12 protein-coding genes are annotated in these 11106 nt (G+C 33.2%); 1 reads left to right on the top strand and 11 read right to left on the bottom strand.

Going from position 1 to position 11106, the window contains the following annotated elements:
- A partial coding sequence (locus RG22_RS17870; RefSeq protein ID WP_204244180.1) for an immunoglobulin-like domain-containing protein occupies positions 1-1815 on the top strand: 1815 nt, incomplete at its 5' end.
- 81 nt (positions 1816-1896) lie between these two features.
- Here the strand turns inward: RG22_RS17870 and RG22_RS07875 are convergent.
- The 11 genes from RG22_RS07875 to RG22_RS07825 form a co-directional block, all read right to left on the bottom strand.
- Complete coding sequence (locus tag RG22_RS07875; RefSeq protein WP_034042248.1) at positions 1897-2610, bottom strand: 3'-5' exonuclease; 714 nt, start codon at positions 2608-2610, stop codon at positions 1897-1899.
- A complete protein-coding gene (locus RG22_RS07870) occupies positions 2600-3757 on the bottom strand; it encodes a serine hydrolase domain-containing protein (RefSeq protein ID WP_034042247.1) in 1158 nt (385 codons plus the stop codon). Before RG22_RS07870 ends, RG22_RS07875 begins: the two co-directional genes overlap by 11 nt.
- 94 nt (positions 3758-3851) lie before the next feature.
- Positions 3852-4325 carry a methylated-DNA--[protein]-cysteine S-methyltransferase gene (locus RG22_RS07865; protein WP_034042246.1) on the bottom strand — a complete coding sequence of 158 codons (474 nt, stop codon included), beginning with the start codon at positions 4323-4325 and terminating at the stop codon, positions 3852-3854.
- Positions 4325-5443: a CNNM domain-containing protein gene (locus tag RG22_RS07860; protein ID WP_034042245.1), complete on the bottom strand. Its 1119-nt coding sequence runs from the start codon at positions 5441-5443 to the stop codon at positions 4325-4327. The genes RG22_RS07865 and RG22_RS07860 overlap by 1 nt, the downstream gene beginning before the upstream one ends.
- Positions 5444-5483: 40 nt before the next feature.
- Positions 5484-6773, bottom strand: a complete 1290-nt coding sequence (locus tag RG22_RS07855; protein ID WP_052143681.1) for a serine hydrolase domain-containing protein — start codon at positions 6771-6773, stop codon at positions 5484-5486.
- A 29-nt stretch (positions 6774-6802) separates the two neighbouring features.
- Complete coding sequence (hemB, locus tag RG22_RS07850; protein WP_034042243.1) at positions 6803-7792, bottom strand: porphobilinogen synthase; 990 nt, start codon at positions 7790-7792, stop codon at positions 6803-6805.
- Between the two features lie 8 nt (positions 7793-7800).
- On the bottom strand, positions 7801-8517 hold the full coding sequence (locus tag RG22_RS07845; protein ID WP_034042241.1) for a hypothetical protein: 717 nt from the start codon (positions 8515-8517) through the stop codon (positions 7801-7803).
- Positions 8505-9410, bottom strand: coding sequence for an oxygen-dependent coproporphyrinogen oxidase (hemF, locus tag RG22_RS07840; protein ID WP_034042239.1), 906 nt, complete (start codon positions 9408-9410; stop codon positions 8505-8507). Before hemF ends, RG22_RS07845 begins: the two co-directional genes overlap by 13 nt.
- Before the next feature lie 4 nt (positions 9411-9414).
- Positions 9415-9762 carry a 5-carboxymethyl-2-hydroxymuconate Delta-isomerase gene (locus tag RG22_RS07835; RefSeq protein ID WP_034042237.1) on the bottom strand — a complete coding sequence of 116 codons (348 nt, stop codon included), beginning with the start codon at positions 9760-9762 and terminating at the stop codon, positions 9415-9417.
- Position 9763: 1 nt separating this feature from the next.
- Complete coding sequence (locus RG22_RS07830; RefSeq protein ID WP_034045888.1) at positions 9764-10309, bottom strand: GNAT family N-acetyltransferase; 546 nt, start codon at positions 10307-10309, stop codon at positions 9764-9766.
- Complete coding sequence (locus tag RG22_RS07825) at positions 10299-11054, bottom strand: EI24 domain-containing protein (RefSeq protein ID WP_034042235.1); 756 nt, start codon at positions 11052-11054, stop codon at positions 10299-10301. Before RG22_RS07825 ends, RG22_RS07830 begins: the two co-directional genes overlap by 11 nt.
- Positions 11055-11106: the final 52 nt, after the last annotated feature.

The following is an 11106-nucleotide window of genomic DNA, read 5'->3' as shown; positions in this document are numbered from 1 at the left end:
GCCCCAGTCATCACATTAAACGGTGCATCGACTATAGATTTAAACGTAGGAGATGTTTACACTGAACAAGGCGCAACAGCGAATGATAATAAAGATGGCGATATTACAGCCAGTGTAGTTGTAGCAGGCGATGTGGTTGACACCAACACAGCAGGCACATATGTTGTAACTTATAATGTAAGTGACGCCGCAGGTAATGCCGCAACACAAGTAACACGAACAGTAAACGTAATCCCAGACACTACTGCTCCAGTCATCACCTTAAACGGTGCATCGACTATAGATTTAAACGTAGGAGATGTTTACACTGAACAAGGCGCAACAGCGAATGATAATAAAGATGGCGATATTACAGCCAGTGTAGTTGTAGCAGGCGATGTGGTTGACACCAACACAGCAGGCACATATGTTGTAACTTATAATGTAAGCGATACCGCAGGAAATGCCGCTACACAAGTAACACGAACAGTTAATGTAGCAGAAGTTCCAAGTGGATGTATTGGAGGCGTTTCTTCATTTCCTTATTCAGAAGGTTTTGAAAACACTTTAGGTGCATGGACACAATCCTCGTCAGATGATATCGATTGGGCAATCTATGCTAATGCAACTCCATCAAATAATACAGGTCCTTCTAGCGCAGTTCAAGGTAGTTATTATATTTATGTTGAGGCCTCTGGTAATGGTACTGGTTATCCAAATAAAAGAGCAATATTAAATTCTCCTTGCTTTGATTTAAGTAGTTTATCTGAAGCAACATTTAGTTTTAAATATCACATGTTTGGAGATGCTGATATGGGTACTTTAGATTTAGAAATAAGTACAGATGAAGGTAATACATGGACTAGTATTTGGAGTCAATTTGGTAATAAAGGTAATTCGTGGCAAGTAGCAAATGTTGATGTTTCTGCTTACACAGGTGGAGGTATTAAATTACGATTTAATAGATTCGTTGGCAGTACATGGAAAGCAGATATAGCTATTGATGATGTTAGTATGATTGAAGGAGAAGTTATAGTATCAGGATGTTCAGGTGGTATTACATCGTTCCCTTATGCCGAAGGTTTTGAGAACACTTTGGGTGCATGGACACAATCTGCATCAGATGATATCGATTGGACAGTTGATGCTAACGGAACCCCTTCAAATAACACAGGGCCTTCTAGTGCGGTTCAAGGAAGTTATTATATCTATGTTGAGGCTTCTGGTAATGCTACACCAAGTAAACAAGCCATTATTAATTCGCCTTGCTATGATTTAAGCGGAGAATCTTCAGCAATATTTAGCTTTAATTATCATATGTATGGATCTTCAGATATGGGAACTATTGCTTTAGAAGCAAGTAATAATAATGGTATAAGTTGGACAAGTATTTGGAGTGAGTCTGGTAATAAAGGCAACTCATGGCAAACGGAGAGTATAGACTTATCTTCTTATGTTGGTAATAGTGTTCAATTACGATTTAATAGAGTAACTGGAAGTACTTGGCAAGCAGATATTGCTATAGATAATATTAGCTTAACAACAACATCAGCATTAGCTAAAAATAACTTAAAAAAGAAGCTGTTAGATGTTGATACGAATACTGCAAATACATTTATGCTATATCCAAACCCAGTTAAAGGCAATGTTTTAAATATTAAACTTTCAAAAGGAGCAAATATGTCTTACAAAATTATAAATATGTTAGGTCAAGTTGTTAATACAGGAAAAACTACCCAAGAAGTTAGGGTAAATAACTTAGAAGCTGGAATGTATTATATAGAAGTAAATGATGGCAATGTAACTATGACAAAAAAGTTTATTAAGAGTAATTAACTTAACCTTTTAAACGTTATGAAAAAGTCCAGATAAAATTATTATCCGGACTTTTTTTATTTTGATAAATTTTGAGAATTGTTAAATATGAATAATTTCTTCACTGCTTAAAAGCGTATCACCACGTAGCCTTAAGAATATTTGTGCTACTGCAATCGTATCTTTTTCACAGTAAATAATAATACGATCTATTTCGTTTTCTTCATAATATACTCTATAAACTTCACTACCGTCAATATCATCTTTAGGTGATGGTATTCTCAAAACATTGGTTAATAGTTTTAGTGATGTGTAAGTTTTATAATCGCCAAATTTCCATAATTCTAAAGTATCTAAATGTGGAACTTCCCAAGGTTTTTTGCCAAATAAATTAAGTTTGTACGGTAATTCAATATTATGAATAATCATTCTTCTGGCAATGTACGGAAAGTCGAATTCCTTTCCATTATGCGCACAAAGCAAGTGCTTGGTTTCACTAAAATGCGAGATTAATAGGTTTTTAAAATCTTTAAGAATTTTAATTTCATCGCCATAAAAAGAAGTGACTCTAAATTTTCTATTATCACCTTGATGCGTAAAATACCCAACTGATATACAAACTATTTTACCAAATTCTGCCCAAATGCCAGCACGTTCGTAAAATTCTTCTGCTGTAAATTCGTCTTTACGTTGGTACTGTGATTTGTGCTCCCAAAGGGCTTGTTTGGTTTCATCTAAATCAGAAAAATATTGTGTTTCTGGCACGGTTTCAATGTCCAAAAATAAGATGTTTTCTAAATTGAGTTTAGAGATCATAACCTAGCATTTTATAGGCTTCTTTAATATAAGTCGTAATATCATCAGTAAATGTTGCCACAGCATCTCCTGGGCCTTTAGAGTGTCCTAATCTTACAATAATAATATTGTCGTTGGGTTCTACAAAAACATATTGCCCAAGATGTCCACGCATCATAAAAAAGTGTTTATCTCCGATAGTTTTTAACCACCAACCGTAACCGTATTCTGGACTTTCAGGAAAACGAGGTTTTAAAGATTTAGCTACAAAAGCAGAATCTAACACTTGTTGTCCGTTCCATTTTCCGTAATCTTTATAAAGTTTTCCAAAACGCGCAAAATCTTTAGCATTACTAGCAATACAGCAGTAGGCTTTTACTAAATCATGATCTTCGCTATCGACTTGCCAAAGTGTTGGGTTTTCAGAACCTAATGGTTTCCAAAAACTTTCGGTTAAATAGTCGTACATTTTTTTGCCTGTAGCTTTTTCAATAACCATGGCTAGCATTTGGGTGTCTCCGCTAGCATATTTATAAGAGGTTCCAGGTTCTCTAACAACTTTTAAACCTAACATCACTTTTTCTAAATCGTCATCAAAATAAGCACGTGTTGTAATGGATAAGGGTGAATAATATTTTTCGTCCCAGTTGGTACCAGATGCCATTGAAGACAAATCGCCAACTGTCATTTTAGCGGCAAGTCCTTCATTAAAAGTTGGTAAAAAATCGCTAACAGGTTGATCTAAACTTTTAATATACCCCTCTTGAATAGCTTTTCCCATGAGCCCAGATACATAGCTTTTAGCCATAGAAAAAGAGTTAGTTTGAGAATTCTCATTAAAACCATCATAATAGTTTTCAAACCAAATGCTATCATTTTTTATAATAACATAGGCAATAGTTTTATTGGTTTTGTTTATTTGCTTTAAACTTTTGGATTCTTGTACCGAATTATAATTTTTATGATTTGGCCACGGTTGAGGTGTGCCATTTTCAACAACTTGATTATCAAATTTTTTGTAATCTTCTAAATACGCTGTAGAATGCCCGGTAAGGTAAATGGTTCTTACAGCTTTAAGTAAATAATCGGTATCGGTTGCATAAAGTACAACCACCAATAATCCAAATAGTATTATAATCCACTTAAAGAATTTTTTTAAGAATTTCATCTATTAATTTTTAATGTAGAAATAAAGATAAGAAATTCTATACGATAAAAAATTATAAAAATAAAGCTTATTTAATAGTTGTTTTCTTATTAATTTAAAAAAGAGATTGTTGCTTATATGGGCTTTCGTGTTCTAATAGCCATTGTTTACGATGTAATCCACCAGCATAACCCGTTAAACTACCATCGCTACCAACAACGCGGTGACACGGAACGATAATCCAGAGGGGGTTTTTACCATTGGCATTGGCGACTGCTCTTATAGCTTTTACATCGCCTAGTTGTTTTGATAATTCTAAATACGAAAGAGTTTTTCCATATGGAATTTGCTCTAATGTGTTCCAAACTTTTTGTTGAAAACTGGTGCCTTTTGGATTGAGGTTTAAATCGAATTGTTTGCGTGTGCCTTCAAAATATTCGTTAAGCTGAATCACACAATCTTCTAATTCAACAGGAATAATGTCGGTAATTTTTTCCTCAGAATTTAAAACAGTAACAGAAGTAATACCATCTTCGTCACCAATAATTTTAGTGAACCCTAAAGGGGATTTGATGATGCAGGCTTCCATTAATTTTCAGAATTTGGTTCCTCTAAAATGCCTAATTTTTTTGCTCTTGCCTCCCAATTTTTTCTGGCCTGCAGTTGTAAGTCTGATACGTTATCGCTTTCGTCCATAATTTCTAAACCCAATAAGGTTTCAATGACATCTTCCATAGTTACTAAACCGCTAACTGTTCCGTATTCATCAACAACTAAAGCCATGTGGTTTCTAGTTTCAACAAGTTGTTCAAATAGTGTTGGAATGGCCATATTTCTATCTACAATAATAATATTTCGTTTAAGCTCAGAAAGTTTTTTACCACCGTTACCAAGTGCCATTTCTTTAAAGACATCATCTTTTAAAACCAAGCCTTTTATATTATCTTCAGTATCGGTAAATATTGGAACTCTGGAAAAACGAAGGTTCAAGTTTTCATTAAAAAAAGCTTCAACAGTTGTGGCTTCATTTTCTAATTTCATAACCGTTCGAGGTGTCATCACATCTTTTGCCTTAATCTCTTTAAAGTTTAAAAGATTTTTAATGACTTTGCTTTCAGATTCATGAAATACACCTTCTTCATGCGCCATATCTGTCATCACCAAAAAGCCTTCTCGACTTAAAATACTACCATGACCTTTGCCACCAATTAACTTTGTGGTGAGTTGAAGCAACCATAATAACCCTGTCCATTTTAAAGGAAAGATTAAAATTTTTAATGCTTTGGTTGTAAAATTTGCTAAAGATTTCCAATAGGTTGCGCCGATGGTTTTTGGTATTATTTCTGAAGCTACTAATATTAAAATAGTCATAATTGTAGAAACCACACCAACCATTAAGTCTTCTGTAAACGTAAAACCAAAAACCGTTTTTGTTTCCGAGCCGTATAATTCAGAGTAAGCCACTTTCGCTTGTACACCAACTAAAATAGCACCTACGGTGTGTGCAATAGTGTTTAATGTAAGAATAGCAATTAATGGTCTATCTACATCTTTTTTTAAGGCTTCTAAAGCAGAGGCATAATCTTTACCTTCTTGCTTTTTTACATTAATAAATGTTCTTGTAACACTTAATAATACAGCTTCTAAAATAGAGCATAAAAACGAAAAGAAAATAGAAATAAAGGCGTAAAACAGAAGTAATCCCATAAGATATTTTAAATGTCTAAAATACTAATTATTTGTGAGCTTAATCTTTTAATGTGGTGTAAAATACTTGTTGCAATTTGGGTCTAATATTCAAATTGTAGATATTTCGATGTGTTCTGCTTGGATACACACGATTTGAAAGAAATATAAAAACAAGTTCGTTTTTTGGGTCTGCCCAAACAAAGGTGCCTGTAAAACCTGAATGACCAAAACTTTCTGGACTTACTTGTGGCGCAGGATAAGCCTCTTTAATGTTTAAAGTATCGTTACCAATTAAGGGCTTATCGAAGCCTAAACCTCGACGGTTATTATTTTCTGGGTATTGAATTCTGGTAAATTCTTTTACGGTTTCTGGTTTAAAATATTGTTTGTTAGCATAAGTTCCGTTTTGGATAAACATTTGCATGTATTTTGCCAAATCTGTTGCACTACCAAATAAGCCAGCATTACCAGAAACACCTCCTAAAAGTCCAGCGTTATCATCATGCACCCAGCCTTTAACAAGTGTTTTTCTAAAAATGGTATCTATTTCTGTGGGTACAATAGCGTTTTTAAAATTTTTATCTTTTGGAAGATACCCAAGTGTGCTGCAACCTAATGGTTTGTAAAAATTATTTTGAATGTATGTTCTGTAAGAGACACCTGTTATATCTTCTATTAATTGCGGATAAATTAATGAAGCAATTCCAGAGTATAAATACTCCTTTTTTCCATCGGCTTTAACGCGTTTAATTTTTCTATAGACTTTATTTTTAAACCTGTTTTTTACGTACATGTTGTTGTAAAACTGATTTGAAAACCGTTTGCTTTTTTCAGTTTTAACAAATCGCTTTTTAACTTTTCCATTTTTTAAAACGTCGCCTAAAAAAGCAATATATGGTTTTAACCCTGATTGATGTGCTAAAAGCTCTCTGAGTGTTATATGTTTTTTGCTTTTTTTGTTTTCCCAATCGTCCCAATAGTTGCTAAAAGGAGCATCTAAATCTAATTTGCCTTCTTCATAAAGTCTCATTAAAGCAGGAAGGGGTCCTGTTATTTTGGTAACAGATGCTAAATCGTATACATCGTCTAAGTTTACTTTTTGAATACTATCGTAAGTATGAAACCCATAAGCCTCATGGAAAATAATTTTGCCTTGTTTAGCGACTAACAATTGTGCTCCAGGAAATGCTTTTTGAATAATAGCATCTTGCATGATAGCATCGACATTGGATTTTATGTAAGTTGAATCTAATCCAACAGATTCTGGCGTGTCGTAGCTTAGCTGTGCGCTTGCTGTTTGAACATAAAACAGTAAGCATAAAATTGTAAAAACTTTAAAACGAATCATAGATAGAATGATAATAATGGTCTTGAAAGTTACGAAATCATTTTTACAATATCTTTGGCAAAGTAACTCGCAATCACATCAGCTCCAGCACGTTTAAAAGCTGTGGTTGTTTCCATTATAATTTGATCATGATTTAACCAACCTTTTTCTGCAGCAGCTTTTATCATCGCATATTCTCCAGAAACTTGATATACGGCAACAGGGACATCAAATTCGTTTTTAATTTCACGAAGTATATCTAAATATGCTATTCCTGGCTTTACCATAACAATGTCTGCGCCTTCATCAATATCCATTTCGGTTTCCCTGAGTGCTTCATGTCTATTGGCAAAATCCATTTGATAGGTCTTTTTGTCTTTTGGAATGTTTTTTAAATCTACCGGAGCAGAATCTAAAGCATCTCGAAAAGGACCGTAAAAAGCAGAGGCATATTTTGCTGAATAACTCATAATACCAATATCTGTATAACCTTCGTATTCTAAAGCTTCGCGAATGGTTAAAATACGTCCGTCCATCATATCGCTAGGTGCTACGAAATTGGCTCCAGCTTCTGCATGAGAAATACTCATTTCTGCTAAAAACTCTGCGGTATCATCATTAACAATAACACCATTTTCTATAATGCCATCGTGCCCGTAAATAGAATATGGATCTAGCGCCACATCGGTCATAACCAACATATCTGGGCACACATTTTTTACCGTTTTTATAGCACGCTGCATCAATCCGTTTGGATTTAAGGCTTCCTTTCCTTTATTATCTTTTAGGTTATCAGGCACTTTTACAAAAAGTAATACCGATTTTAAACCTAGCTTCCAGAGTTCTTTAGCTTCACCTTCTAATAAATCTAAACTGTAACGAAAGTAATTAGGCATTGATGGAATTTCATCTTTTACACCTTTGCCTTCCACAACAAAAAGCGGTACTAAAAAATCGTTTGGTTTGATGATAGTTTCTCTAACTAGAGAACGGATGGCTTCGTTGGTTCTTAATCTTCTGTTTCTTCTTAGTGGGAACATATTTTAGGTTATTTTGTGTTAGGTAAAGATACTTGTGCTTTAAAAACTAAGTCAACTTTTTTTTCTTGTTGCGAAACTATTTTTTCACATATAGGAAGCATTGCTTCAATGCATATAAGTGAGATATCGTCAACAATATTATGCAGTTTACTATTAAAACTAATATTTAGAGGACTAGTTTCATCTGAAAACACATCAGAAATATTTAATTTTTTACTCCAAGATTTTTCTATGTGAACACCGCCATGACCATTGGCTATTAAATCGATAATCTTTTTTACGGTGTATTCTTTTTCTATGTGAGCTAGATTGAGGAATTCATCATAAGACTTATCTGCATTTGACATAACAACTTGTTTTAAAAAGCTATCTATTGGTATGCCCGTTGTTGCTTTATTAAAATTCAAATTAGTTATCGAAAAAACAAATGATTTATCATTTACAAGATTTGTCTTTTTTGTCTCATTTAATTTTGAATCAAATTTGAATTTTATTTTTTGATGATATTCTTTATTAATAATGTTATAGTATCCGCCATCAGTTAACAAGAGGAATCTAAGGATTGAACCTTTACGAACAAGACAATGTGGCTCGTTAATGCCTCTTAAATCAACCAAATCTTGTAAGCTTTTTATGAAAATAATCTCTCGATTATATTTTAAAGAAAAAACGGCATGATTAAATAAGTCTTTACCTTTTCCTTTAAAAAAAGTTATACTATCCATCTTCTAGGGCTTTTCAAAACGGCTATTAATTTTTCTTCTTCACTTCCAGCTTCTGGATGATGGTCGTACACCCATTGTACACGTGGTGGCAAGCTCATTAAAATACTTTCAATACGTCCGTTGGTTTTTAAACCGAAAAGGGTGCCTTTATCATGCACTAAATTAAACTCTACATATCTCCCACGGCGGATTTCTTGCCAGTTTCGTTGTGCTTCAGTATATGGTAAATCTTTTCGTTTCTCAACAATAGGCACATAAGCATCAATAAAACTATTACCAACCTCAGTTACAAAGTTATACCAATTTTCCATAGTCATGGTTTCTGTTGCTTTACAATAATCGAAAAACAAACCGCCAATGCCTCTGCCTTCATTTCGGTGTGCATTATAAAAATATTCATCACAACGTTTTTTATAAGTTGGATAAAACTTAGGGTTATGCTTATCACAAGCTGTTTTACAGGTGTGATGAAAATGCTTTGCATCTTCTTCAAATAGGTAATAAGGCGTTAAATCTTGTCCGCCACCAAACCAACTATCAATAATTTCTCCGTCTTTATCATACATTTCAAAATAGCGCCAATTCGCATGAACGGTTGGTACCATCGGGGTTTTTGGATGCAAAACTAAACTTAGTCCACATGCAAAAAAATCCACATTACCAACCTTAAAATAGGCTTGCATGGATTTTGGTAATTTACCATGAACTCCCGAAATATTTACACCTCCTTTTTCGAAAACGTTGCCGTTTTCAATTACGCGTGTTCTTCCGCCGCCACCTTCAGGACGTTTCCAAATGTCTTGTTTAAATTTGGCTTTACCATCGATGTCTTCTAGTTTAGAAGTAATAGTATCTTGTAAATTTTGTATGTATTGGTAGAATTTATTTTTCATTATTCTAAATCATCGATTTATTACAATATGTTGCTTTTTCAAAATCTCTAATATTAATAGCAATAAAGGGAATATTAGGAAACATTGTTTTCAATCCAGACACGATTTGTTTTGAAAGTTTTGCTTTCTGCTCGGTAGTTCTGCCTTCCATAATATTTGCAAATACATGAATAAATGAGGCTTCTTTTCCACCAACTAAATAATTATCTGCAAAGGGGTTTAGGCGTACTTTAATATCGTTTTCCTCAAATAAATCTGAATTATTGGCATCATTATGAACTTGAAGCACGACAGACTTAGGGTCTTGTATTTCTAAAATATCTTTTGAGCAATCAATTACAAAATGCGGCATGTTAGGGATCTATTTCGTTATATAATTCATAAAGCTCCATGTTTAATGGTAGTTCTCCAGGTGGTGTAAACTCTTTTTTTAGTGTTTTTTTCCAGATAAAACCACAGTTTTCAGCAACTTTTACACTTGCAAAATTATCTTTATGGACAATAATTTGAAGTGTTTTTAAATTTAGTTCTTTAAAAGCAAATTCAGTTAGTGTTTTTATTGATTTACTTGTTAACCCTTTGCCTTCAAACGGATAGCCAATACAATATGCAAATTCACCTTGTTTTTTATTTGAATCTATTTCTTTTATATAGATTAAACCTGCTAATTGATTGGTTTTTCTTTCTTTTAAAGTGAATAAAAATTCTTCTTTTTTTTGGAATTGTTTTACTTTTTTTTCAACAAAAATATTAGATAAATCTGGTGTTAAATTCTGTTCTAAGGTTTTTGGAAAATAGCGTTTTAGTCTATCTTCATTTGAAACTATAAAATCACACACATTCCAAGCGTCTTGAGTTTTTATGGGTTCGATATAATATGAATTCAAATCAAATAGCACTTTCAATTTTTTTAAGTTGCAAAGCTTCAACAGTTTGTATTGAGGCTGCGGTTACCGATAAAGGCAGCACTAAAATAACACCAATTACTGGAATAAAAAGAAATAGCATAAAAACCAAACCATTACCAATAGCTAATCCGCGATGTTTACGAACAAATTGAACGCTTTTAGAGTATTTATAATGACGTTCTAAAGTGTAATCCATATTACTAAAACCTGCGTAATACGCTTGAACAATAAATAATAATATAGAAGTAATCCAACCAATAACTGGAATTAAGCTGATGATTAATATTAAAATAGTCAATCCAATCTCCATAAAAAGATTTCGAATATTGATTCTTATACCACGTAACAGTTGTTGTAAAAAGGAAGTATTTCTATGTGAATGACTTTGATTTCCAGTTAAATGTGCTTCTATTTTTTCGGATACCGGACTCATAAATGGGGCTGATAAAGCCATTATAATGTGTTTATAAAGGATGAGTCCTAAAGCTATAATTAATAAACCGCCAAAAACATTACTTATAGTTGTAAAGGTTTCTTTTCCCCATTCCCAAATCCATACTTTAGAAATATAACTTCCAATATTATCGGATAAGCCATATGCTGAAACTCCAATACTAATAGCGGTTACAACGCTGATTAATATTGGTATTGCAAAGTATTTCCAGAGCTTAAGTTTAGATATTAAACTGAAAGCACCGAAGTAAGCTTTAATTCCTAATGCTATATTTTTAAGCATAACGTTGGTTTTATTTTACAATGCACAACCCTTGTTGTAACGTTCAAATAAC

This window comes from Wocania ichthyoenteri Th78 (genome assembly GCF_000789235.1).
In the GTDB taxonomy this organism is placed as follows: domain Bacteria; phylum Bacteroidota; class Bacteroidia; order Flavobacteriales; family Flavobacteriaceae; genus Wocania_A; species Wocania_A ichthyoenteri.
Note: the sequence above shows the minus strand (reverse complement) of the source record. Positions and strands in the feature narration are given on the sequence as shown.

Excerpts from the sequence above, each read along its gene's own strand:
- RG22_RS07865 (WP_034042246.1), bottom strand. The coding sequence starts at position 4,325 with ATGGAAGCCTGCATCATCAAATCCCCTTTAGGGTTCACTAAAATTATT.
- RG22_RS07870 (WP_034042247.1), bottom strand. The coding sequence starts at position 3,757 with ATGAAATTCTTAAAAAAATTCTTTAAGTGGATTATAATACTATTTGGA.
- hemB (WP_034042243.1), bottom strand. The coding sequence starts at position 7,792 with ATGTTCCCACTAAGAAGAAACAGAAGATTAAGAACCAACGAAGCCATC.
- hemF (WP_034042239.1), bottom strand. The coding sequence starts at position 9,410 with ATGAAAAATAAATTCTACCAATACATACAAAATTTACAAGATACTATT.
- RG22_RS07855 (WP_052143681.1), bottom strand. The coding sequence starts at position 6,773 with ATGATTCGTTTTAAAGTTTTTACAATTTTATGCTTACTGTTTTATGTT.
- RG22_RS07860 (WP_034042245.1), bottom strand. The coding sequence starts at position 5,443 with ATGGGATTACTTCTGTTTTACGCCTTTATTTCTATTTTCTTTTCGTTT.
- RG22_RS07875 (WP_034042248.1), bottom strand. The coding sequence starts at position 2,610 with ATGATCTCTAAACTCAATTTAGAAAACATCTTATTTTTGGACATTGAA.
- RG22_RS07825 (WP_034042235.1), bottom strand. The coding sequence starts at position 11,054 with ATGCTTAAAAATATAGCATTAGGAATTAAAGCTTACTTCGGTGCTTTC.
- RG22_RS07845 (WP_034042241.1), bottom strand. The coding sequence starts at position 8,517 with ATGGATAGTATAACTTTTTTTAAAGGAAAAGGTAAAGACTTATTTAAT.
- RG22_RS07835 (WP_034042237.1), bottom strand. The coding sequence starts at position 9,762 with ATGCCGCATTTTGTAATTGATTGCTCAAAAGATATTTTAGAAATACAA.